24 protein-coding genes and 1 pseudogene are annotated in these 24213 nt (G+C 46.4%); 16 read left to right on the top strand and 9 right to left on the bottom strand.

The annotated features are described in order from the left end of the window. Nucleotides 1–626 (top strand): helix-turn-helix domain-containing protein (locus ACEPPX_RS11130; RefSeq protein ID WP_416624089.1); only part of this gene is annotated, 626 nt, incomplete at its 5' end. A 214-nt stretch (nucleotides 627–840) separates the two neighbouring features. Here ACEPPX_RS11130 and rarD read toward each other — a convergent pair. Further along, nucleotides 841–1746 (bottom strand): EamA family transporter RarD, encoded by a 906-nt coding sequence (gene rarD, locus ACEPPX_RS11125; protein ID WP_416624088.1) that lies wholly within the window; start codon nucleotides 1744–1746, stop codon nucleotides 841–843. Nucleotides 1747–1871: 125 nt separating this feature from the next. Here rarD and ACEPPX_RS11120 point away from each other — a divergent pair, with 125 nt between their 5' ends. Beyond that, entirely contained in the window at nucleotides 1872–2339 is a 468-nt protein-coding gene (locus ACEPPX_RS11120; protein ID WP_416624087.1) for an Lrp/AsnC family transcriptional regulator, read from the top strand. 184 nt (nucleotides 2340–2523) lie between these two features. Then, a complete protein-coding gene (locus ACEPPX_RS11115) occupies nucleotides 2524–4122 on the top strand; it encodes a peptide chain release factor 3 (RefSeq protein ID WP_416624086.1) in 1599 nt (532 codons plus the stop codon). Between the two features lie 138 nt (nucleotides 4123–4260). Here ACEPPX_RS11115 and gloA read toward each other — a convergent pair whose 3' ends face one another. Next, the gene (gloA, locus tag ACEPPX_RS11110) at nucleotides 4261–4671 is read right to left on the bottom strand and encodes a lactoylglutathione lyase (RefSeq protein ID WP_416624085.1); all 411 of its coding nucleotides are present in this window, start codon (nucleotides 4669–4671) and stop codon (nucleotides 4261–4263) included. 441 nt (nucleotides 4672–5112) lie between these two features. Here gloA and ACEPPX_RS11105 point away from each other — a divergent pair, with 441 nt between their 5' ends. The 6 genes from ACEPPX_RS11105 to ACEPPX_RS11080 all read left to right on the top strand — a co-directional run bounded on the left by ACEPPX_RS11105 (nucleotide 5113) and on the right by ACEPPX_RS11080 (nucleotide 11351). Continuing rightward, complete coding sequence (locus tag ACEPPX_RS11105; RefSeq protein ID WP_416624084.1) at nucleotides 5113–6651, top strand: Re/Si-specific NAD(P)(+) transhydrogenase subunit alpha; 1539 nt, start codon at nucleotides 5113–5115, stop codon at nucleotides 6649–6651. Between the two features lie 10 nt (nucleotides 6652–6661). Beyond that, complete coding sequence (gene pntB / locus ACEPPX_RS11100) at nucleotides 6662–8044, top strand: Re/Si-specific NAD(P)(+) transhydrogenase subunit beta (protein WP_416624083.1); 1383 nt, start codon at nucleotides 6662–6664, stop codon at nucleotides 8042–8044. Between the two features lie 327 nt (nucleotides 8045–8371). Next, a complete protein-coding gene (locus tag ACEPPX_RS11095) occupies nucleotides 8372–9100 on the top strand; it encodes a YebC/PmpR family DNA-binding transcriptional regulator (RefSeq protein ID WP_047760306.1) in 729 nt (242 codons plus the stop codon). Nucleotides 9101–9165: 65 nt separating this feature from the next. After that, nucleotides 9166–9603, top strand: coding sequence for a ribonuclease HI (gene rnhA, locus ACEPPX_RS11090; RefSeq protein WP_416624082.1), 438 nt, complete (start codon nucleotides 9166–9168; stop codon nucleotides 9601–9603). A gap of 129 nt (nucleotides 9604–9732) precedes the next feature. Further along, the gene (locus tag ACEPPX_RS11085; protein WP_416624081.1) at nucleotides 9733–10146 is read left to right on the top strand and encodes an HIT family protein; all 414 of its coding nucleotides are present in this window, start codon (nucleotides 9733–9735) and stop codon (nucleotides 10144–10146) included. Nucleotides 10147–10169: 23 nt separating this feature from the next. Next, a complete protein-coding gene (locus tag ACEPPX_RS11080; RefSeq protein WP_416624080.1) occupies nucleotides 10170–11351 on the top strand; it encodes an LD-carboxypeptidase in 1182 nt (393 codons plus the stop codon). A gap of 252 nt (nucleotides 11352–11603) precedes the next feature. On the opposite strand, the gene ACEPPX_RS11075 is transcribed toward ACEPPX_RS11080, so the two are convergent. From ACEPPX_RS11075 to ACEPPX_RS11060, 4 genes are all read right to left on the bottom strand, one after another. Beyond that, nucleotides 11604–13277 (bottom strand): AMP-binding protein, encoded by a 1674-nt coding sequence (locus ACEPPX_RS11075; protein ID WP_416624079.1) that lies wholly within the window; start codon nucleotides 13275–13277, stop codon nucleotides 11604–11606. 77 nt (nucleotides 13278–13354) lie between these two features. Further along, nucleotides 13355–14458, bottom strand: coding sequence for a tRNA 2-thiouridine(34) synthase MnmA (gene mnmA / locus ACEPPX_RS11070; RefSeq protein WP_416624092.1), 1104 nt, complete (start codon nucleotides 14456–14458; stop codon nucleotides 13355–13357). 240 nt (nucleotides 14459–14698) lie between these two features. Continuing rightward, nucleotides 14699–15187, bottom strand: a complete 489-nt coding sequence (locus tag ACEPPX_RS11065) for a NemA protein (protein WP_416624078.1) — start codon at nucleotides 15185–15187, stop codon at nucleotides 14699–14701. A 214-nt stretch (nucleotides 15188–15401) separates the two neighbouring features. Continuing rightward, on the bottom strand, nucleotides 15402–15743 hold the full coding sequence (locus ACEPPX_RS11060; protein WP_416624077.1) for a TonB family protein: 342 nt from the start codon (nucleotides 15741–15743) through the stop codon (nucleotides 15402–15404). 464 nt (nucleotides 15744–16207) lie between these two features. Here ACEPPX_RS11060 and dapF point away from each other — a divergent pair, with 464 nt between their 5' ends. The 5 genes from dapF (at nucleotide 16208) to mpl (ending at nucleotide 20995) form a co-directional block, all read left to right on the top strand. Continuing rightward, nucleotides 16208–17056, top strand: coding sequence for a diaminopimelate epimerase (dapF, locus tag ACEPPX_RS11055; RefSeq protein ID WP_416624076.1), 849 nt, complete (start codon nucleotides 16208–16210; stop codon nucleotides 17054–17056). Beyond that, entirely contained in the window at nucleotides 17056–17712 is a 657-nt protein-coding gene (locus ACEPPX_RS11050) for a DUF484 family protein (RefSeq protein ID WP_416624075.1), read from the top strand. Before dapF ends, ACEPPX_RS11050 begins: the two co-directional genes overlap by 1 nt. Nucleotide 17713: 1 nt before the next feature. Further along, nucleotides 17714–18316: a hypothetical protein gene (locus tag ACEPPX_RS11045; RefSeq protein ID WP_416624074.1), complete on the top strand. Its 603-nt coding sequence runs from the start codon at nucleotides 17714–17716 to the stop codon at nucleotides 18314–18316. Between the two features lie 141 nt (nucleotides 18317–18457). Next, nucleotides 18458–19390, top strand: coding sequence for a cysteine synthase A (gene cysK, locus ACEPPX_RS11040; protein WP_047760296.1), 933 nt, complete (start codon nucleotides 18458–18460; stop codon nucleotides 19388–19390). A gap of 228 nt (nucleotides 19391–19618) precedes the next feature. Continuing rightward, nucleotides 19619–20995 (top strand): UDP-N-acetylmuramate:L-alanyl-gamma-D-glutamyl-meso-diaminopimelate ligase, encoded by a 1377-nt coding sequence (gene mpl, locus ACEPPX_RS11035; protein ID WP_416624073.1) that lies wholly within the window; start codon nucleotides 19619–19621, stop codon nucleotides 20993–20995. A gap of 88 nt (nucleotides 20996–21083) precedes the next feature. On the opposite strand, the gene ACEPPX_RS11030 is transcribed toward mpl, so the two are convergent. After that, nucleotides 21084–21506, bottom strand: coding sequence for a DUF4124 domain-containing protein (locus ACEPPX_RS11030; RefSeq protein ID WP_416624072.1), 423 nt, complete (start codon nucleotides 21504–21506; stop codon nucleotides 21084–21086). A 39-nt stretch (nucleotides 21507–21545) separates the two neighbouring features. After that, a complete protein-coding gene (locus tag ACEPPX_RS11025; RefSeq protein WP_047760293.1) occupies nucleotides 21546–21746 on the bottom strand; it encodes a hypothetical protein in 201 nt (66 codons plus the stop codon). 207 nt (nucleotides 21747–21953) lie between these two features. Between ACEPPX_RS11025 and gloB the strand changes: the two genes are divergently transcribed. Together gloB and ACEPPX_RS11015 are read left to right on the top strand one after the other, a co-directional pair. Continuing rightward, the gene (gene gloB, locus ACEPPX_RS11020) at nucleotides 21954–22709 is read left to right on the top strand and encodes a hydroxyacylglutathione hydrolase (protein ID WP_416624091.1); all 756 of its coding nucleotides are present in this window, start codon (nucleotides 21954–21956) and stop codon (nucleotides 22707–22709) included. Nucleotides 22710–22964: 255 nt separating this feature from the next. Then, the gene (locus tag ACEPPX_RS11015; RefSeq protein ID WP_416624090.1) at nucleotides 22965–24059 is read left to right on the top strand and encodes a metallophosphoesterase; all 1095 of its coding nucleotides are present in this window, start codon (nucleotides 22965–22967) and stop codon (nucleotides 24057–24059) included. Nucleotides 24060–24107: 48 nt separating this feature from the next. Here ACEPPX_RS11015 and ACEPPX_RS11010 read toward each other — a convergent pair. After that, nucleotides 24108–24213: pseudogene (locus tag ACEPPX_RS11010) on the bottom strand (IS1595 family transposase); the annotation flags it as partial.

Below are 24213 nucleotides of genomic sequence, written 5' to 3'. Positions count from 1 at the left end.
AAGCCCGTTCATTTTATTGCACCCTGTGCAACGGAGTTACAATTTCCCCATCCCACAGCATCCACCAAAATCCCCCATCACCCCATTTATCTCACAGACCCTTATATATTTATCTCACTTGGTTTCAACCGCATTACTTTCAGCTTACACCCACCATACGTCATAGTATCCAACAACTGCTTCAGAATCAGCAGCCTGAACCATGGGCTACCATGTATCAACACACGCAGGCAATGGTTTTGATGACGCAAGTTTTGCAGCATTTGTTTCCAGTATCGCTAATAGAAGACCATGATTCAGGCTGCTTAAAAAGTAAGCGGTTGCAACGATTGATGAGCTTATTGAAACATCCAGATTTTCAGGCGGCTAATTTGGAATATCTAGCATTAGCATGTCATAGTAATCCCACGACTTTACAGCAAGAATTTCAGGCTGCTTTTGGCATCAGTATTGCACGTTATCGCCGCGAGCAAATTTTTCGTACAGCATGTGAATTATTGGAACAAAAGTTATCTGTTGCGGAAGTAGCGCAAAAAGTAGGGTATGACAATACGGAATGTTTCAGTAAAGCATTTAAAAAATATTTTGGCCGCAGTCCTAGAGAGTTTTGTCGTTCCTTGATTTAAATATGAAAATACTGTACTCAAGTTAAGCTAAACTAAAACCTTTAAATTTTGAAAAGATTTTAGTTTGTTAGATATAGCGTGAGCGTATTTGTGGTCGTGGGAATAACCGGTTAAAAACATCAGGTGCTTCATTGTGTATGGAGCTTGGCAGCAGAACCTATTGGGTCGTTTGAAAAAGCAGACCGGAGGCTGCTTTTTCAAACGGCCAAAATATTCAAGAGGCCATTACTTTATGACGGAAACGGTAGATTTTAAGGATTCCGTCTAAGCCGCTGACCAGTAGGGCTGAGATAATTAAGCCGTAAGTCGGCCATGATTTGGGCGGTACTTCTGTTTTCAGTAGTATCCACGAGCCGAGAAACAGCAAAACAGGTTCCAAGTAGCTCAGAATACCGAAGAGAGGAACAGGTAAGAAGCGGCTGGCAGCCAAATTCAGCTGCATTGAAACCGCACTGAAAATACCCAAGAGAGGAATCAGTACAATATATTTCCACGACCACGCGGCTTCATCCAAGCCGCTACCGTTTATCATCAGATAGAGGGCGGCAAACGGAGCAATCAACATTAAGTCTAAAACAAGGCCGATAAGGGCCGGTACTTGCATTTGGCGGCGCAGCAGATAGTAAGGAGGATAGCCGAGACAAACTACCCAAGTCGTCCACGCAATCGCCTGCGTTTGCCAGATTTCATGCAAAACTCCGGCAGCGGCTAATATCAAGGCTGTTTTTTGCCAAGCGTTGGGCTTTTCACCTAAAAAAATGCGTGCAAATACCACCATCATTAAGGGAAACAGAAAATAGCCGGTGGCGACATTCACCCCATGTCCGTTGACCGGTGCCCACATAAACAACCAAAGTTGTACGGCAACCAAAGGAGTGGCTGAAAAAATCAGCAGCCAGCGGCGGATATTACCGCCGATGCCTGATACAAAATCCTTAAGTTGGGGCCACATACCGGTAACGAATACCAATAGCCATAATCCTCCCAGCATCACAATCATCCGCCATGCGAAAACATCAGTACCGCTTAAAGGCTTGAGCCAATGGCTATAAAGATAGATAACTCCGAAAAGGATATTGGATAAGAGCGCGGCGGCAATGCCTTTGGAAGTGGGATTCATAAGATAGTGAACAAAAATGACAAGCTGTCATTTTATGGAAAGTATGTGATAAAATTTTTTGAAATTGTTTTTTAATCGAAATTTTTTATCTTTTATTTTTATTTTTAGAAAGAATTTTTCAAAAAATGGGTGAATATGATTTAGATAGGCTGGATCGCAATATTCTCAATATTTTGCAGGAAAACGCCGCTACTCCTTTAGCCGAAATCGCCGAGAGAGTTCACTCTTCGCCGGCTACCTGTCAGCGGAGAATCCGGCAGTTGTATGAAAGCGGTGTGATTTTGAAGCAGGTGGTTTTGGTTAGCTCTACGGCAGTCGGACGGAACCTAAGCGTATTTGTGGCTGTAGAAATGGCCAGCCAAAACCATCAGGCGCTTGACCATTTTGTGCGGAGCTTGGCAGCAGAACCCGATGTGGTGTGTTGTTATGAAATTTCCGGCGAACATGATTATATGCTGTTGGTACATGCGCGCGATATGGCTGATTATCACCGGTTAACCCGCCGTATTTTTACCGCCGATAATAATGTACGCGCATTTAAAAGCCAGTTTGTAATGGATTTTAATAAGGTGGAAACTAAAATCACGCTGTGAATGACAGGCCGTCTGAAGAATGGTTGATAAGGTTTCATTGAAAGGTCTTTTTACTTTTGCGCAATGCAGCTAACAGTAGACAGTACATTGAAAAAAACGAAGTTTTCTGTATAATTGCGAAGGTTTAAACAGGCAGGCTGCTTTTGGGCAGGCTGCCTGAAATGTTTATTTTTACAGAGTAATTATGTCTAATATTCCAGAAGAGGTGCGCCATCGCCGCACTTTTGCCATTATTTCCCACCCTGATGCGGGTAAAACAACGCTGACCGAAAAATTATTGCTGTTTTCAGGTGCCATTCAAAGTGCGGGTACGGTGAAGGGTAAGAAAAGCGGTAAGTTCGCTACTTCCGATTGGATGGAAATCGAGAAGCAGCGTGGTATTTCCGTTGCTTCTTCAGTTATGCAGTTCGATTATAAAGAACATACCGTGAATCTGCTCGATACCCCGGGCCACCAAGATTTTTCGGAGGATACCTACCGTGTTCTGACGGCGGTTGACAGTGCCTTGATGGTAATCGATGCGGCCAAAGGCGTAGAGGCTCAAACGATTAAGCTATTGAATGTTTGCCGTTTGCGCAATACACCGATCATTACCTTTATGAACAAATACGACCGGGAAGTTCGAGACTCTCTAGAGTTGCTCGATGAAGTGGAAAATATTCTGAAAATCCGCTGTGCTCCGGTTACTTGGCCGATCGGCATGGGTAAAAACTTCAAAGGCGTTTACCATATTCTGAACGATGAAGTATATCTGTTTGATGCAGGCGGTGAAAAATTGCCGCATGAGTTTGAAGTCATCAAAGGTATTGAGAATCCGCGCTTAGACGAACTTTTTCCTCTCGAAATGGATAACTTGCGGGCGGAAATTGAGTTGGTGCAAGCTGCATCCAATGAGTTTAGCTTAGAGGAATTTTTGGCGGGTGAGCTGACACCGGTATTTTTCGGATCGGCTATTAATAATTTCGGTATCCAAGAAATCCTCAATTCCCTGATTGATTGGGCGCCTTCACCGAAGAGCCGTGATGCTACCGTGCGGGAAGTAATGCCGGATGAAGAGAAGTTTTCCGGGTTTATTTTCAAAATCCAAGCCAATATGGATCCGAAACACCGCGACCGTATTGCTTTCTTGCGGGTTTGCTCGGGAAAATTCGAACGCGGTATGAAAATGAAGCATTTGCGGATTAACCGTGAGATCTCCGCTTCAAGCGTGGTAACGTTTATGTCGCACGACCGCGAGTTGGTTGAAGAGGCATATGCGGGCGATATCATCGGTATTCCCAATCACGGTAATATCCAAATCGGCGATAGTTTCTCTGAAGGGGAGCAGCTGGCATTTACCGGTATTCCGTTCTTTGCACCGGAATTATTCCGCAGCGTCCGTATTAAAAACCCGCTGAAAATGAAACAATTGCAAAAAGGCTTGCAACAGCTCGGCGAAGAAGGCGCGGTACAGGTGTTTAAGCCGCATAGCGGTGCCGATTTGATATTGGGTGCGGTGGGGGTACTTCAGTTTGAAGTGGTGACTTCGCGCTTGGCGGCTGAATACGGCGTAGAGGCGGTATTTGATACTGCGAGTATTTGGTCTGCCCGTTGGGTATCGTGTGATGATAAGAAAAAATTGGCTGAATTTGAAAAAGCCAATGCCGCGAACCTTGCTATTGATGCCGGCGGTAATTTGGCTTATCTTGCACCGAATCGGGTAAACCTAAACCTGACTCAAGAGCGTTGGCCGGATATCGTTTTCCATGAAACACGCGAACATGCCGTGAATTTAAATGCTTAACAACTGCCGTTAGGTTAAAAAAAGGCCATCTGAAATTTTCAGACGGCTTTTTTATAATTCGGAAAGGCTTATGATTCAAATAATTAATTCTGGGTTAGGCACAACAGAGTTTGAAACCATAAGCAGTTTGAAGCGGCATTATTCGTATTTTACAGAATCATTGCCGGAATTTTTTTGAATGAATTCGATTTTGTAACCGTCCGGATCTTCTACGAAGGCAATAACCGTAGTGCCGTGCTTCATAGGGCCGGCTTCGCGTGTAACCTTACCGCCTTTTGCACGCACCGCATCACATGCGGCGTAAGCATCTTCCACTTCGATGGCGATATGGCCGTAGCCATTACCCAAATCATAGCTTTCGGTATCCCAGTTGTGGGTTAGCTCAATAACGGTGTGGCCGGATTCTTCACCATAGCCGACAAATGCCAATGTGAAGCGGCCCTCGGGGTAGTCGTGCTTGCGCAGCAGTTTCATACCGAGTACATCTTGGTAAAAGGCTAGGGATTTATCGAGATTGCCGACACGCAGCATGGTGTGGAGCATTCGCATGGTTAGGTTCCTTTTTCTAGATAATCAGCAGGCCGTTGAAACGGCTGTCGGATAATCATTCTATAACATATGGCTGTCTTTGCAAAAATTGCGAAGATGGCCAAGGTTTAAGGTGCAGCAAAAACAGCCTTTATTTCTGTACTATTACAACAAGCAAAAGATGCTTTCTAATGTAATTCAAATAAATTTTTCATGTGAATAATAAGAAAAATACTTATATGAACAATATTTTTCAGACGGCCTGTTGATTCGTTAATTCCTTGTTTTCACAAAAGCCGCATACAAAATTAAACAGTAATAACAAAGATAACGGTATTGTTAAAGTGTCAATATTTCGGTTTTGGATATTGAACTGCACTGGTAAATTGGTTATAACATAAATAATGTTAAATTTTATTGGTTTTTTTTGTTATTTTCTTTCATGAATAAAGGATTGAAGAGATGAGAATTGGTATTCCAAAAGAGTCTCTGGCAGGTGAAACCCGTGTAGCGTCCACACCGGCTACCGTCATCCAGTTGAAGAAACTTGGATTTGATGTAGTGGTGGAACAAGGCGCAGGTGCTGCTGCCAGCCTAAACGATGCAGCTTATCAAGAAGCCGGTGCGACAGTGGTCAATACAGCCGAAGTATGGTCAAGCCCTTTGATTTATAAAGTAAACGCTCCTAATGATGTAGAAGCGGGTTTACTGCAGGCAGAGCAAACGTTGGTCGGCTTTTTGTGGCCTGCACAAAATCCCGAGCTGGTGCAAAAGTTGGCCGATAAAAAAGTCAATGTGTTGGCAATGGATATGGTGCCGCGTATCTCTCGTGCCCAAGCTCTAGATGCGCTCTCTTCAATGGCGAATATCAGCGGTTACCGTGCCGTTATTGAAGCAGCCAATGCGTTTGGCCGTTTCTTTACAGGCCAAATTACCGCTGCGGGTAAAGTACCACCGGCACAAGTGCTGGTGATTGGTGCCGGTGTGGCTGGCTTGGCAGCTATCGGTACAGCGAATTCTTTGGGCGCGGTTGTCAAGGCGTTTGATACCCGCTTGGAGGTAGCTGAGCAGATCGAATCGATGGGCGGTCAATTCCTTAAATTAGATTTTCCGCAAGAAGCGGGCGGCAGCGGCGATGGTTACGCGAAAGTAATGAGTGATGAGTTTATCGCCGCCGAGATGAAACTTTTTGCCGAGCAGGCCAAAGAAGTCGACATTATCATCACTACGGCCGCTATTCCGGGCAAACCGGCTCCCAAGCTGATTACCCGTGAAATGGTTGAAAGCATGAAGCCCGGCTCGGTGATTGTCGATTTGGCCGCGGCGACCGGGGGTAACTGCGAATTAACCAAACCGGGTGAGCTGTTTGTAACCGATAACGGCGTAAAAATCATTGGCTATACCGATATGGCCAACCGTTTGGCAGGGCAGTCTTCGCAACTTTACGCCACCAATTTGGTGAATCTTACCAAGCTGTTGAGCCCGAACAAAGACGGTGAAATCGAATTGAACTTCGATGATGTGATTATCCGCAATATGACGGTTACCCGTGATGGCGAAATCACCTTCCCGCCGCCCGCGATTCAAGTATCCGCCCAGCCGCAACAGGCCGCCGCGCAAGCCGTGCCTGTTGCCAAACCCGAGCCGGAACCTGTGCCGCTTTGGAAAAAACTGGCTCCGGCCGTTATCGGTGCGGTATTGATTTTGTGGATGGGAGCGGTTGCTCCGGCAGCATTCCTCAACCATTTCATCGTATTCGTATTAGCTTGCGTGATCGGCTATTACGTTGTGTGGAACGTATCGCATTCGCTGCATACTCCGCTGATGTCGGTTACTAATGCTATCTCAGGCATCATTGTGGTCGGCGCGTTATTGCAAATCGGCCAGGGTAACGGTTTTGTCTCGTTTTTGGCATTTGTGGCGGTGTTGATTGCCAGCATCAATATTTTCGGCGGTTTTTATGTTACCCGCCGTATGTTGAATATGTTCCGTAAAGGTTAAGGAGGCCGATATGTCATCTGGATTAGTAACTGCGGCCTATATCGTTGCCGCGATCTTGTTTATTTTCTCATTGGCCGGTTTGTCGAAGCAGGAAACCGCCAAGCAGGGCTGTTATTCCGGCGTAGCCGGTATGGCTGTGGCGCTGTTTGCCACGGTATTTAGCGAACAGACTTCGGGCTTGTTCTGGATTATTGTAGCAATGGGCATCGGCGCCGCTATCGGCATTTACAGGGCCAAAAAAGTCGAAATGACCGAAATGCCCGAGCTGATTGCGCTGTTGCACAGCTTTGTGGGTTTGGCCGCCGTTTTGGTGGGCTTTAACAGTTTTATCGAGCCGGGGGATGTTTCCGCCGATATGCATACCATCCATATGGTTGAAGTATTCCTAGGCATCTTTATTGGTGCGGTAACTTTTACCGGATCGATCGTAGCCTTTGGCAAACTTAACGGAAAAATCAGCAGCAAGCCTCTGCAATTACCGCACAAACATAAGCTTAATCTGGCAGCGTTGGCGGTATCCTTTATTTTGCTGCTGGTGTTTGTTGCCGTTGACGGTAGCTGGTTTGCCTTGATTTTGATGACTATTATCGCGTTGGCTTTCGGCTGGCATTTGGTGGCATCTATCGGCGGAGCGGATATGCCGGTAGTGGTATCCATGCTCAATTCTTATTCAGGCTGGGCGGCTGCCGCGGCAGGTTTTATGCTCTCTAACGACTTGCTGATTGTGACTGGTGCGCTGGTGGGTTCGAGCGGTGCGATTTTGTCTTATATTATGTGTAAGGCGATGAACCGTTCGTTTATTTCGGTGATTGCCGGTGGTTTTGGTACGGATGGTAGTGCGGCTGCCGGTAGTGAAGAAGTAGGCGAATACCGTGAGGTGAAGCCTGCCGAAGTGGCCGAAATGCTGAAAGGTGCGCAAAGTGTGATTATCACCCCGGGATACGGTATGGCCGTAGCGCAGGCACAATATCCTGTGGCTGAAATTACCGATTTGCTGCGTAAAAACGGTACGGAAGTACGCTTCGGTATTCATCCTGTGGCAGGCCGTCTGCCCGGTCATATGAATGTATTGTTGGCCGAAGCTAAAGTACCTTACGACATCGTGTTGGAGATGGACGAAATTAATGATGATTTCCCTGAAACCGATGTGGTGCTTGTGATTGGTGCCAATGATACCGTTAACCCCGCCGCCCAAACTGATCCCAATTCGCCGATTGCGGGTATGCCCGTGCTGGAGGTATGGAAAGCTAAAGAGGTTGTGGTATTCAAACGTTCGATGAATACTGGTTATGCCGGCGTGCAAAATCCGCTTTTCTTTAATGAAAACAGCGTAATGTGTTTTGGTGATGCCAAAGGTACGGTAGATGAAATTTTGGCAGAATTGAAAAAATAATCTGTTTTGCCGAAAAGCATAGAGAAGGCCGTCTGAATTTTTCAGACGGCCCTTTATTCGGCTGTTGGCATGAAAAAGCCCTTGCTTGGAAATTATAAAAATATATTTGGCTGATTGTTTTATGTAATATAGTTATTTGTTTTATAAGGATTTAAATTATCCTGTTATTTTGATTGGCCGTGAAGGCCGACGTACTGGTTTTGGGAAGCGTTAAGCTTCATCAAAATTTCCGCTCTTTTAAAGCGACTGCGTTTTTATGTTAAAATCCGCCTTTTAGATTAATTGAGGCAGCGGCTTTCGCGCTGCCTCCGAAGAAGGAAAGAAAATATGGCTGGCCATAGTAAGTGGGCGAATATTCAGCACAAAAAAGCCCGTCAAGATGCCAAACGCGGCAAAATTTTTACCCGATTGATTAAAGAAATTACCGTTGCAGCCCGTTTGGGCGGCGGCGATCCTGCATCTAACCCCCGTTTGCGTTTGGCAATGGATAAAGCGTGGGACGCCAATATGCCTAAAGACAACGTACAGCGTGCGATTGATAAGGGTACCGGCAATCTTGAAGGTGCGGATTATATCGAGTTGCGTTACGAAGGTTACGGTATCGGCGGTGCTGCCTTGATGGTTGACTGTCTGACCGACAACAAAACCCGTACCGTGGCCGATGTGCGCCATGCGTTTAATAAAAACGGCGGTAATCTCGGTACCGATGGTTGCGTAGCCTTTAATTTCGAACACCAAGGTTATTTGGTTTTCACTGATGCGGATGAAGATGCTTTGATGGAAGCCGCTTTGGAAGCAGGTGCGGAAGATGTCATCACCGATGAAGACGGTGTAATCGAGGTGGTTACCAGTCCTGCCGATTGGGCGCAAATTAAAGCCGCTTTGGAAGCGGCAGGCTTCAAATCAGAAGACGGCGACGTTACCATGCGCGCGCAAAACGAAACCGTGCTCAGCGGCGAAGATGCCGAAAAGATGCAGAAGCTGATTGATGCGCTCGAAGATTTGGACGATGTACAAAACGTTTATACTTCCGCTGTATTGCAGTTTGAAGAATAAGGCTGCCGGATTGGGTTTCTCTTTAGAAAAGCCGCCTGAAATCTCTGCTGTATTGGGTTTTTACAATGGATAAAACCGTTTATCTCTATACCGACGGCGCCTGCAAGGGTAACCCCGGCGCGGGTGGTTGGGGAGTGCTGATGCGCTATGGCAGCCATGAGAAAACCCTTTACGGCGGCGAGGCACAAACCACTAATAACCGTATGGAGTTGACGGCCGTTATCGAGGGTTTGAAAGCTTTGAAACGTCCTTGCCGGGTAGAAATTTGTACTGATTCGCAGTATGTGAAAAACGGTATGGAAAGTTGGATATATGGTTGGAAAAAAAACGGTTGGAAAACCGCGGCAAAAAAGCCTGTAAAAAATGATGACTTGTGGAAGGCACTTGATGCCGAAGTACAGCGTCACGACGTGCATTGGACTTGGGTGAAAGGCCATGCCGGCCATATCGAGAATGAAAAGGCCGATGCTTTGGCCAATCGCGGTGCGGCGGAATATGCCTAGCGGACAAGTGTCGTTTTACGAGGCGTGTTGGATCTTCTAATTTAAAATTAAGTTAAAAGGCCGTCTGAAAACGTGTTCGGACGGCCTTTAGGATTAAAATCTTTTCAAATAGCTATATAGAGAACCCGCATGAATTCAGTTTGCCCCATTTGCACGGCAGAGGCAGAAGATGTTTTGCTGCAAACCGATAACTTACGCGTTATCGCCGTACATAACGAAGTTAATGCTCCCGCTTTTTGTCGTGTGATTTGGCAGGAGCACGTGGCGGAGATGACTGATTTGCTGCCCGCACAGCGCGATGAAATCATGCAGATGGTGTATCGTGTCGAAGCGGCAATGCGTCAGGTGCTCAGTCCTGCCAAAATCAATTTGGCAAGTTTGGGTAATGTCGTGCCTCATTTACATTGGCATGTGATCGCCCGTTTTACCGATGATGCTAATTTCCCGGCCCCTATTTGGGCAGAGGGGCGTCGTGAAGCAGGTATGAAATTGCCGGAGGACTGGCCCGAACAGGTTCGGCGTTTATTGCTCGAATCGCTTTAACTCAGATTTATCTAAGGATTTTTATGACTTGGCAAACTTCCCGTCGTAACCTTTTACGAGCCGGTGCCGCAGTTGCAGGTGCGGGTTTGTTGCAGGCATGTGGTACCAGCGCCCAGCCTCAGAACGGTAAACGTCCCAATATTTCCGGAGCCCAGCCCGTGCCGCCGAAAAAAAATACTTCTTCGCGCAGTGGTAGCACTGTTTTGCGTGTTGTTGCCCCTTCAGGTTTCGCCGATAACGGCAGCCGTACCGAAACCGGCTTGACCCGTCTCTATAATGCGGGTTTTACGGTAACGAACCAGCAGGCGGGTTACCGCCGCTATCAGCGCTTTGCGGGAAGTGACGCCGAGCGTATTGCGGATTTCCAAGACGTTGCTACGGGTAGGGTGGCAACGCCGAAAATTTTGATGGGTTTGCGCGGTGGTTACGGAGCGGCACGTTTGTTGCCGGCTATTGATTTTGCCAGCTTGGGTGCGCGGATGCGTGAGCATGGCACGATGTTTTTCGGCTTCAGTGACGTATGTGCCGTTCAGCTGGCATTATTGGCCAAAGGCAATATGTTGAGTTTTGCAGGGCCGATGGTGTATAGCGAGTTCGGACGTCCAAGTTTGAGCAACTATACTATGGATGCCTTTATTAATGGTGCAACCAATCCTCAAAATACCATTGTTGTTTCGGAAATACAGCGTCGGGAAGTGAATGTAGAAGGTACTTTGTGGGGCGGGAACCTCAGCGTGTTGGCTTCTTTGGCAGGCACGCCTTATATGCCGGATATCAACGGCGGCATTCTTTTTCTTGAAGATGTGGGCGAGCAACCCTACCGTATCGAGCGTATGTTGCAAACTTTGCATCTAGCCGGTATTTTGTCGAAACAGCGGGCGGTCGTTTTCGGCGATTTCCGTATGGGTACGATCCGTGATGTATATGACAGCAGCTATGATTTCAGTAGTGTCGTCAATACGGTATCGAGAGTTGCGCGTGTACCTGTGCTGACGGGCTTCCCGTTTGGCCATATTACGAATAAAGCGACTTTCCCCTTGGGGGCGCATGCCAAGATCCGAAGTATGGGCAATGGCGGCTATTCTGTGAGCTTCAGCGGCTATCCTGTGCTGGAGGCGGCTTCGTTAAGTTTGAATACTTTGCTGCCGCCACCTGTTTTTGATTTCATGGAATCGGCGGTAACGGAAGATTCTGTTCAGGAATAAACGGATAACCCAAAACGGGAAATACGGTTTTGGGTTTTCATGAAACCGATAAACATTATATTTATTTGCTGCAAAGTTTCAGATGTACCATACAACGTAACAGTCATTGCTGTTTTGTAATGAAATCATCTTTTATCTGATAGCTTTGCTGTTTTTAGACCTGTCGAATAATAAAAATAGATATTGTATGTAAATGCCGTCTGAAAATTTTCAGACGGCATTTTTATTTGGTAAAAGTGGTTAACAAATATTTTAATGCTTGATTGCCGTATCGCGTAATTCGCGGCGCAGGATTTTACCTACATTGGATTTGGGAAGTTCGTCAAGAAATTCGATATCTTTCGGAATCTTATAGGCAGTAAGCTCGGTACGGCAGAAGTTGATCAGTTCTTCTTTGGTGAGGGAAGGGTCTTTTTTGACGACAAACAGTTTGATGGCTTCGCCGGTTTTGTCGCTCGGTATGCCAATACAGGCTACTTCGAGTACTTTTTCATGATGGGCAGCTACTTCTTCCACTTCGTTCGGATAAACGTTAAATCCTGAAACAACAATCAGATCTTTTTTGCGGTCGACTAATTTCAACCAGCCCTGTTCATCCATAACGGCAATGTCGCCCGTTTCCAAAAAACCTCGCGCGTCAATGGCTTTTGCGGTTTCATCCGGTCGCTGCCAATACCCTTGCATGACTTGGGGGCCTTTAACCCATAATTCGCCCGGCTGGCCGCGGGGAACTTCTTGGCCGTTTGCATCACGCAACTCTACTTCCGTGCTTGGTATCGGTAGGCCGATACTGCCGGTATAGGCGGGAATATTCAATGGATTGCAGCATACGCCGGGACTGGCTTCTGTTAGGCCGTAAGCTTCTACAATCGGGGTGCCGGTTACGGTTTTCCATTTTTCGGCCACGGCTTTTTGGGTTGCCATACCGCCGCCCAGTGTCAGTTTTAGGGGGCTGAAATCAACTTCGGCAAATTCGGGCTGGTTGACCAAACCGTTGAACAATGTATTCACGCCGATGAATACACTTATTTTGTTTTGCTTTAGCTCTTTGATAAATCCCTTCATATCGCGCGGATTGGTAATCAGGATAACTTTTGCCCCTGCTTGCGTGAAAATCATCAGGTTTATGGTTAGGGCGAAAATATGGTAGAGCGGTAGGGCGGCTATAACGGTTTCTTCGCCATCGCGCAGTTGGTTTTGGATCCATTCGGCACCTTGCAGCATATTGGCGCAAATATTGCCGTGGCTTAAAACCGCACCTTTTGCCACGCCGGTCGTGCCGCCTGTATATTGCAGGAATGCATAGGTTTCACGATTCAAGGGCATGGGGGTGAAGTGGTGCTCAGCCCCTTGTTTTAAGGCCGTCTGAAAAGTAATGGTATTGGTGATACGGTATTCGGGCACCATTTTTTTGATTTTGCGGATGACAAAATTCATCAGTGCACCTTTGATAGTGCCGAACATTTCACCGATATTTGCAATAATTACGTTTTTAATTTGTGTTCGCGGCAATACCAATTCGAGAGTATTGGCAAAGTTTTCCAAAACAATGATGGTGTTTACGCCGCTATCGTTGAGCTGGTGTTCCAATTCGCGCGGAGTATAGAGCGGATTGGTGTTTACTACGGTAAGACCTGCTTTTAATGAGCCGAAAAGGGCGATCGGGTATTGCAGCACGTTGGGCATCATAATGGCTACCCGGTCGCCTTGCTGTAATTTGAGTGTATTTTGCAAGAAAGATGCAAAGTCGGTAACCAGTTTGTCCATTTCCCGATACGAAAGGGTTTTGCCCATGTTTTGGAAAGCGGGACGGTTACCGAACTTTTTCACGCTTTGCTCAAACACATCAATGATTGAGTTGTAACGGTTTAAATCGATTTCGGGCGATACGCCTTGTTCGTAGCTTTTCAGCCAGATTTTTTCCATATTTTTATATTTTTCAAATGATTTATTAATGTGGTTATAGAGGCCGTCTGAAACTTTTCAGACGGCCTCCGGTATTTTTATGCGGTTAGGATAACCGGTTTGTCTGTTTGAATGATAATACCGCCGCCTAGGCAAATATCACCGTCATACAATACGGCGGATTGTCCGGGGGTAACTGCCCATTGCGGTTCGTCGAATGTGAGTTTGACGGTATCGTTATCCAAATATTCCAAGTTGCATGCAGCATCGGCCATGCGGTAGCGTGTTTTGCACGTATAGCGTCCTTCGGCGGGGCGTTCGGGTAGTGTGAAGCTTAAGTCGTTCATAACCAAGCTGTTGCTGAAAAGCAGAGGATGGTCGTGTCCTTGTACTACTACCAGCTCGTTAGTAGCCAGATTTTTGCCTGCCACAAACCAAGGCTCGCCTGCTCCGCCGATACCCAAACCTTTACGTTGGCCGAGTGTATAAAAGGTGAGGCCGACATGTTCGCCGACTATCTTGCCTTCGGGCGTAACCATATTGCCGTTATTGGTAGGCAGGTATTTTTGAAGAAACTCGCGGAAAGGACGCTCTCCAATAAAGCAAATACCCGTACTGTCTTTTTTGGCGGCGGTAGGCAGTTTCGCTTCTGCTGCCAAACGGCGGACTTCTGTTTTTTCCAAGTCGCCCAAGGGAAATAGTGCGCGTTCGAGTTGGAAAGGGCGAAGGCGGTAAAGGAAATAGCTTTGGTCTTTACTTTGGTCGATACCTTTGAGTAGGTAATGCACACCGTTGCGGATTTCTTTACGGGCGTAGTGCCCGGTTGCAATGACATCCGCACCTTGTTCGATTGCATAATCCAAAAAGCATTTGAATTTGATTTCGGCATTGCACAGTACATCAGGATTGGGCGTACGGCCTGCACTGTATTCTTTTAAGAAGTAGGCAAAAACGTTGTCTTTATATTGGGCGGCGAAGTTAACGATATCAATATCGATATCGACGATATCGGCTACAGCCATGGCATCTAAAGAGTCTTCCTTAATGCTGCAATATTCGTCGTTGTTGTCATCTTCCCAGTTTTGCATGAATACGCCGCGTACATTGTGTCCGGCTTGTTTGAGCAAATAGGCGGTAACGGATGAATCTACACCGCCGGATAGACCGACGATGATGTTTTGAGGAGTGTTTTGATGGTGCATGATGTGCAATCGTATCGGGACGACACTGCTTGTTTTGATGCCGTCTGAAAGAGTTTGACAAGTTGCAATTTTATCATAATTACAACTTGCCTGGCGGATTTGCGCCGGCATGATATGGGCAGAATGGTAAATTTTAATGCCGTCTGAAAACTGTTTTCAGACGACATTAAGATAAGGTTTGCAGATAGGAAAAATATCAAAATCCGAAATGTTCTAATAGAGATTCAGACAGACGTTATTTTAATATTTTGCACTGATAAGCTTGTTGTTGCTGAAAGTTTGTTGTTGCATTACGTTGCCGTTATAAGCGTATGTGGTCAGCGTGCCTTCGGCCGGATGGGCGCGGAAGTTAAGTAATTCGCTGCGTGGCAGAATATAAGGGTCGGTGCGTTTGCGGCTGTGGTCGCTGTAGAAATCTTGAACCGTATATTCATTTCCCCGCTTGCCGATTAGTTGGCGGTAATAACCACCCTTAACCGGGCTGTCGGAAGTATTGCCCCGCGCATCGAAGTAGGTAACGATTTGCTCTTCTATCACATTGATGCCGCCGTTACTTTTTTCAGCCGAACGGTTTTTATCGAAGCCGACCGGGATGTTGATGCTGGTGCCGAGACCGACATTGCTGCCGATATTCGTACCTAGTCCGATGCCGACAGACATTCCGGGGGTACCTACGGAGCAGGCTCCTAATAACAGAACCAAAGGGGCGATGTAAGCCAGTTTTTTCATGATACGCTTTCTGCAGAAGGTTGGTTGCAGCCGGGAGGTAGAGTTTATCCGGCATCATTCTGCCGACAGTATAACGCGATTTGGGAGAGACAATGGTTAGGTAGGGTAAAACCGGTTTGGGGTATGGTTTTGATGCGGAAGTTTTGCAACAAAAAAGCACGCTTAAATAATTTTAAACGTGCTTTATAAAGGTACAGACGGAAGGTTAAGAAGTTTATTTCATAGTAAGCTGCAAACCGTTACCGGAGAAGTTGATTTCTTTCACAATACTGAATTCACGTGGTTCGCCGTTTACATGCACAGGTTGCATGATTTCTTTTTCCATCCAGCTTACGGCCGCCGCATCAATGGCTTGAGAACCGCTTGTGCGGATAACACGCACATTGCTGGTTTGACCGTTTGTGCCGATAGTCAGACGCATGGTGACTTGGCCGGTAATCGGCGCGGTTGCTTGGGAGGTTTTTTGATAAAAACGAAGTTCGGATGCGGCGGCCGGTAAGTGAGCAGCCAATAGAGCGGCAGTTAACGCGAAAGAAGCAAAAATACGGCGTGTCATAATCGGATTCCTTATCGTAAAGTGCTTAAATAATTATGTATTGAACTATATTCGTTTTGGAATATTAGCTTTGTTTTTGTATTTGTGATTATTGTGCTTATTTCTAACAGTAAATTCAATAAGGAAATGTCAAAAATACCGGATAGACGGACTTTTTTATGGATAGTCGGTAAATTTATGCATTTTGTTAAATTTTTTAATTAATTTAATTTTTATTAAAAACAATGGTTAATTTTATTTGATTATGCCAAGGGGTTATTTGGTGCGGTGTGGTAAAAAAGTTCCAATGGTAATCGGGCAAATTGGGGTGGAGTATTTGAGAAGACTAAAGAGATGCGGAAAACTATGGCGGTAATGGTAAATACTATCGACGGTATGGGTTCTGCGTTAAAATCATATTTCGAATTTACTATATACAGATTTATTGTTGTCTCCATCGCGGAGCAACTCATGAAAGCATAGCAATGAAAACCTTAAAATTTACCAAAATGCACGGGTTGGGTAACGATTTCATGGTAGTGGATGCTACTGCACAAGATTTCGATCCTTTGCTGGCACCGCTGGCAAAATGGTCTGACCGCTATACAGGAGTAGGTTTCGATCAGCTGCTGGTAGTGGAAAAAACGGATTTGCCAGAAGTAGATTTCCGTTACCGTATTTTTAATGCCGATGGCGGTGAGGTTGAACAGTGCGGAAACGGTGCGCGTTGTTTTGTACGTTTCGTGGTGGATAAAGGTTTAACGGATAAGCATGAAATACAAGTAGAAACCGCCCGCGGTATTATTGTTCCCAAATTATTGGAAAATGGTTTGGTTACCGTCAATATGGGGCAACCCCGATTTGCGCCTGCCGACATTCCGTTTGTAGCGGCTGGAGGAGAGCAGGAAGAGGCATTGACCCATATCGTTTTGGTAGGGCTGGAGTCGATTCCGGTCAGTTGTGTCAATATGGGAAACCCGCATGCGGTTATTTTGGTAGATGATATACAAAATGCGCCGGTAGCCAAGTGGGGAGAGGCGATTGAATCGCATGAGCAGTTTCCAGAGCGCGTAAATGTCGGCTTTATGCAGGTATTGGATGAGCAGAATATCCGTTTGCGTGTTTTTGAACGCGGCACGGGAGAAACCCAAGCTTGCGGTACGGGTGCTTGTGCAGCAGTGGTGGCTGGTGTGCGCTTAGGGCTGCTTAAAGCCGGTGCTCCTGTGAAAGTAAGTTTGCCCGGCGGTGATTTGTTTATTGAGTGGCAGCCCGGAAGCAATGTTTTGATGACGGGGCCTGCGGAAACCGTATTTGAGGGCGAGTTGCAATATTAATGGATAAGAAAAGCGTTTTAAGTTTTTTACAGGAACACCCTGAATTTTTGGCAGAACACGCCAATATATTAGGCGTGCGTATGCATGATGATAAGGTACGTTCGTTTGCACAGGCGCAGATGGCCGCATCACAGCAGAAAATCAAAAAAATGGCCAAACAAGTTGAAGTGATGTTAGATGATGCCCAGGCCAATCATGCGACGATGAACAAACTGTTTGCTTTGAATCTAAAGCTGCTTGCCGCCAATACGGTTAAACAGGCGGCCGATGCGCTTTATCAGTCTCTTGCAGAGGATTTCGGGATACGTTATATGCGGCTGGTATTGATTGCCGAACCTGTAAACAAAGCACGTGTGCCCGAAGGGTTGAAGATTATGCGTGACAGTAAAGCCGGCGCAGCGGTTGCCGCTCTCGAAAAAGTGGAGGCGGGCGGTAAGATTAAGCCTGAGTTGAGGAGTCTGCTGAATAATGACTCAAACGCCGTATTGGAAAGCTTTTTACAATTGCCCCTATTGATCGGCGGGCAGACAGGAGGCTTTCTGTTATTGGCAGATGAAGATGTCGGCCGTTTCAGTGCGGATTTGTCGACAGAGTGGGTGTCGCAATTGGCACAAGCTGTCGGAGTATTGTTATCACGTATGATGGGTTACCGCTAAGATGGCAGCCAATATCGGTTTATGGTTTTTGGCGGTTTATATCGCCGTATTTGTGGTGGCGGCTTATAAAGCGGGCGAATTTCAATGGCTTTGGGCAAGTATTGCGTTATGGTTGGGCTTCGGTTTCATCGGAGCACGACTATTGCCGGGCATATGGGGAATTGCGCATTTGAGCACCGCTTATATGCCGCATTTTTATATTGTTTTGGGCAGCATATTCTTTTTTGTTAACCGTTGGAAAAAAATACCGCAGGGCTCGGGCTGGTATGCCGAAGGAGGCAATCCATTCTTGAGCTTGTTTGCCGTCAGCGGTGCGTTGTTGAGCTTTGTTTGGCTTGTGTTGGCTTTGATTGTTTATTCCCGGTATCCGACGGGTTTGACACCTTATGTATCGGCAGGGCTGTTGCATCTTTATTGGTTGGAACCGGTTTATTGGGTATGTATGCAGGTAGTGCTCATGCTGCTGTTTTATTTCCACCGCAGTATTATCGTTGGAATGCCGGCTAATTTTTTCAGTAGCCGTCAGCTTCATGCGGGTTTGTTATTGGCTTTTTTCCTGCAAACGGCTTTCGTGGTGAAAACCATGTTGGAAATCCGATATTAATTAAGGCATGGCTCGGGAATATTTTTTAGGCAGTGTTAAGCTAATTTATAACTTTTGGTTGTAAGCATGTAAACAATGAATCTTTAGTTTTCAGACGGCCTCGGGTTATGATGAAACAAGTTTATTAAAAGGAGTCAGTTTATGAATATCGCAAACAGCATTACGGATTTAATCGGCAACACCCCTTTGGTTGAGCTTAACCGTTTGACAGAGGGTTTGGAAGCACGCGTAGTGGCCAAACTGGAATTTTTCAATCCGGGCAGTAGTGTGAAAGACCGTATTGCTATTGCCATGATTGATGCGGCTGAGAAAGCCGGACAAATCACTAAAGATACCGTGATTGTAGAGGCAACAAGCGGTAATACCGGTATCGGTTTGGCGATGGTGTGTGCTGCCCGCGGTTATAAACTGGCCATCACCATGCCCGAGAGCATGAGTAAAGAGCGCCGTATGCTGTTGCGTGCTTTTGGTGCCGAACTGATTCTCACCCCCGCAGCAGAAGGAATGGGTGGTGCGATTGCTAAAGCACATGCTTTGGTAGAGGAAAATCCCGATACTTATTTCATGCCTCGCCAGTTTGATAACGAGGCTAATCCGAAAATACACCGTGAAACAACGGCCGAAGAAATTTGGCGCGATACAGACGGACAAGTAGATATCTTCGTATCCGGCGTGGGAACCGGTGGTACGATTACCGGTGTAGGCGAAGTATTGAAAGCGCGCAAGCCTGAAGTACAGATTGTCGCCGTTGAACCTGAAGCTTCTCCGGTATTGAGCGGCGGTCAAAAAGGTCCTCATCCGATTCAGGGTATTGGTGCGGGTTTTGTGCCGGCAGTATTGAATACAGATGTGTACGACAGTATTGTCCAAGTGCCAAATGAAGCTGCTTTTGCAACTGCACGCGCAGTGGCTGAAAAAGAGGGTATCTTGGTTGGTATTTCTTCAGGTGCGGCGGTTTGGAGCGCATTGGAGCTGGCTAAAAAACCCGAAAATAAAGGCAAATTGATTGTCGTTGTTATTCCTTCTTATGGGGAGCGTTACTTGTCTACTCCCTTATTCGCCGATTTGGTGTGATGCTTGATTAAGCATTAAGATTACGATTGCTAATATTGTTTTAAGCCAAAGGCCGTCTGAAAATAGCTTCAGACGGCCTGTGTATTATTAGGTTTTTGTAAAGCGGCAGACTAAGGGTTTCTGATGATATAAACCGGTTAAGATGCTTGATTCCTCGGCCCGGGCGGTTGCCATTCCTATAAATATCCTATTTCGTTATAATACGTTTTTATTTTTATTGACGGCATCATGACACATATTCACATTATCGGTATCGGCGGTACGTTTATGGGAGGTTTGGCGGCGATTGCCAAAGAGGCCGGGTTTAAAGTAACCGGCTGTGATGCCAAAATGTATCCGCCGATGAGCACCCAGTTGGAATCATTGGGGATTGAGGTGCATGAAGGTTTTGATGCCGAACAATTGCAGCATTTCAAAGCGGATGTTTTTGTAATCGGTAATGTTGCAAAGCGCGGCATGGCGGTTATCGAGGCGGTTTTAAATCAGAATCTGCCTTATATTTCCGGTCCGCAATGGCTGGCCGAAAACGTGCTTCATCACCGTTGGGTATTAGGTGTTGCCGGTACGCACGGCAAAACGACAACGGCCAGTATGTTGGCTTGGGTGCTGGAATACGCGGGCTTGGCTCCCGGCTTTCTGATCGGGGGGGTGCCGCAGAATTTTAGCGTGTCGGCCCGTTTGCCCGGAGCTCCGCGGTTGGATGCAAACGGCATATCGCCTTTTTTTGTGATTGAGGCAGATGAATACGATACGGCTTTTTTTGATAAACGCAGTAAGTTCGTACATTACCGCCCGCGTACCTGTGTGGTAAACAATTTAGAATTTGATCACGCTGATATTTTTGCGGATTTGGATGCGGTGAAAACGCAGTTTCACCATTTAATCCGCACGGTTCCGGGTGAGGGTTTGGTTGTTGCCAACGGGGTTGAAGCTAATGTCCGTACAACTTTAGACAAAGGCGCTTGGACTCCGGTTGAGTTTTTCGGAACCGCCGACGGCTGGCATGTACAAAATGTTGCGGCAGACGGCTCGTTTGACGTATTCCTGCACAATGAAAAAACGGGGCATATTGCCTGGCAGCTGATGGGTGAACACAACCGCATGAATGCGTTGGCCGTAATCGCTGCTGCCCGCCATGTGGGCGTGGATGTGGCTACGGCGTGCGAAGCGTTGAGTGCGTTCAAAAATGTGAAGCGCCGTATGGAATGCAAAGGGGTGGAGAAAGGCGTAACCGTTTATGATGATTTTGCCCATCATCCGACGGCGATTTCTACTACGGTGGCAGGTTTGCGCCAACGGGTGGGCGATGCGCGTATTTTGGCTGTATTGGAGCCGCGTTCGAATACGATGAAACTAGGCACGATGAAAGCGGCTTTGCCGCCAAGTTTGGCAGAAGCGGATTTAGTATTCTGTTATGCCGGCGGAGTGGATTGGGACGTAGCGGATGCTTTGTCGCCTTTGGGAGACAAGCTGCACGTAGGTAGAGATTTTGATGCTTTCGTGGCCGATATTGTTGCCCAAGCGCGCAGCGGAGATCATATCTTAGTGATGAGTAATGGTGGATTCGGCGGGATACACGAGAAATTATTATCCGGTTTGCGCTAATTAACGGTATAAAAAAGGCCGTCTGAAAAAATTGTTTTCAGACGGCCTTTTTTCTAACGGCTATTGTTTGCAGTAATCTGATGGTAATCTAGCGGATAACGCCCAAGCTTTGGTTGAGCTGTTCTTCGGCCCGTTTGACGGCGGCCTCCAAATCACCGATACGCTGTTGGTAACGGGCATAGTTACGTTCGTTACCGTAGCGTACTTTTTTGCCTTCAGCCAATGCTTTTTGTGCCTCTGACAAATTTTGTCGCGCCAAGCTGACTTGGTTGGACTCTTGGGCTTCTGCCGTGACGGCTTCATTTTCGTTTGAAGCGGCTTGGTTATTGTAAGCGTTTATCGGAAGAGAAGAGTAAACCTCAGGTTTGCCTAAGTTGGCTTTTTGGCAGTTTTTGCCTGGGGATTGTGTATAAATACGTTGGCCGTTGGCGCTTGTACATTCGTAAACTGTAGCGGCATTGCCGTACGAAGCGGTTAACAGGCCGATACACAGAAGGGTAAATCGTTTCATAAAAATTGTTTTCCGTTGGTTGTAACCGTCGGTTTGGGCTTAGCGAAACCAAAACCACCATGCGGCCAAAAGAATAATAACGGCGGCGATGTTGCTGATAAATATGATTCGCCAGTGAGTAGGCATACGTTGGCCGTTTGCGGTAGGGCGTCCCTTACGGGCATATACAAACGGGCTGAGTAAGATGGAAACAGCTGAAATCAAAATGATTACGGCATAGTAAATTTTTTCTTTTTCCATAAAGGCTCCCGTTTGTTTTGCAATCAGTTTTATCCGAAAAAACGGTGATAAAACCAATTATAAAAACTATTTTATTACTTTTTCTATAAGACTGATGCTGCTTTGTGTAAATATCATGGCCGTCTGAATAATATTTCAGACGGCCATATGCTTGTATCTGCAGATAATCGTCTTTATGATGGTTCGTATCAGATATATTTTGGAGGGATGGCAGTGGTAGAGATTGTTCCTATTTCCGCATTGCAGGATAACTATATTTGGTTGCTGAAAAGTGGCGGAGAGGCCGTGTGCGTTGATCCCGGTGATGCCGTGCCGGTATCGGATTATTTGCAGGCCAATGGTTTGGAGTTGGTCCAGATTTGGATTACCCACCACCATCATGACCATACGGGCGGGGTAGCTGCTTTAAAAGCGCAGTTTCCCGATTGCCGGGTATACGGTCATACCGATATTGAAGCGGATTGCCAGGTAGGTGAGGGCGACCGGATAGGTTTTGCCGGCGGCATAGCCGAGGTATGGGAAACGCCCGGGCATACCGATAAGCATATCGGCTATATATGGCAGGAGGGCGGGCAAACACATGTTTTTTGCGGGGATACGCTTTTTAGTGCCGGTTGCGGGCAGGTTTTCAGCGGAACGGCTAAGCAGCTCTATAGGAGTTTGCAACGTTATCGCGCTATGCCCGGGCAGACTTTGTTTTATCCGACGCATGAATATACGGCGGCCAATTTAAAGTTTGCAGCTTGGATCGAACCGGATAATACGGATATACCGCAAGCTTTATCCGATGCGGTTAATACGCCCACTTTGCCCGTATATTTAAGCCGCGAGCTGAAGATTAATCCTTTCTTAAGGGTAAATGAACAGGCTGTGCGGGAGCGGGTTTCACACTTGGCCGGAATGGATGAAGATGATGACGCAGCTATCTTTACGGCAATGAGAACGTTGAAAAATCAGTTTTAGTGTTACAAAACCACGGCGGATAAATCGGATCTGCGCGGAATGTTTTCGGTAGCAGTGCCGTAGGATTTTAACTGAAGGCCGTCTGAAAATAGGGCAGCTTTTATTTTTATGACGATGTGTTGTTTGCTAAGGGTAAAGCCAAAATACGTATAACTATCTTGGGCGATAAGCGATTTTATTATCGGATATGATAAAATCGTATTGATTTATAATATTTTATTCTTGAAGAATAAAGGCGGTATTGTGCGTATTTTTATGTTGTTGGTAATAATCGTTTTGATGCAGGTGTTTACCTTCGGCTTGGGGCGTTCCCTACAATGGTTGTTGGCCGGCAAGATAGGTGTACGGGGGCGTCTGATCTTGATGGCGGGTGCTTTTGTTGTTACTAATTTGTTAATCGCAGGTTTGTTGCTGCAACTCGGCCATGCGGTATTCCGCTGGACGGCACTGTGGATGGTATTACTGCTTTATGTAATGTATGCGGCACTGGTCACCTTCCTTCTTTATTTGCTGTTATGCAAAATTTTGGATCAAAAGCCTATGGCACGAAGCCTGCGGGTGTTTGCTCCTTTGTTTTTACTTGGTCTTTTGGCTTACTCGGCTTACAACGCCTATACGCCTGCAGTTCGCCATTACCAAGTGGTGTTGGATAAACCGTTGGCCAAGCCGTTGCGTATCGGTGTTGCCAGTGATTTGCATTTGGGCGCACTTGTAGGTAAAGGACAGTTGCAAAAACTCAGTGAAATTATGCGGCGCGAAAAGGTAGATATTATTTTACTGCCCGGTGATTTGATGGATGATAACGTTGCTGCTTATCGTGCCGAGAATATGCAGCCGGCTTTGGCCAAGCTGCAAGCTCCGCTTGGTGTGTATGCCACATTGGGAAACCATGATTTGTTCGGTCATCAGAGTGAAATTGTTCAAGAGCTCACTAAAGCGGGCATTCAAGTATTACGCAACAGTAGCAAAGTGGCAGGTGGAAAAGTTTTGGTTGTCGGACGCAATGATGATTCTGATCGTAGCCGCCCGAGTACGGCTGCTTTGTTGGCGGAGCAAGATACGTCATTACCTGTATTGCTGATGGATCACCGTCCGACTGAAATTGATCTTCACAGCCAACTTCCCATAGATATTCAAGTATCGGGGCATGTGCATAACGGCCAGATCGCACCGGCTAACTGGATTGTGCGCCAGCTGAACCGGGTAGCTTACGGTTACCAACAAATTGGCAACGGTCACTTTTTTGTTACCTCCGGATTCGGATTTTGGGGTGTACCTTTTCGTCTCGGCTCGCAAGCCGAAGTGGTGGTGATTGAGGTGTCGGGTAAGAATAGCGTGAGCGCACACTAAGTTATAATTTGTGATTAATAAAAAAATAGGGGCTGTATTAGATTAGCCTTAAATATCACACCAAATTCGCAAGATTTTAAGTTGCTCTTTTGGTGTACCAAAGTTAAAACGAAATTCGCATTCTTTCAAGAATAAAGGGAAAGATTTTCGGTCA

The organism is Neisseria sp. S1 (assembly GCF_048060015.1).
Taxonomy (GTDB): Bacteria; Pseudomonadota; Gammaproteobacteria; order Burkholderiales; family Neisseriaceae; genus Neisseria; species Neisseria arctica.
Note: the sequence above shows the minus strand (reverse complement) of the source record. Positions and strands in the feature narration are given on the sequence as shown.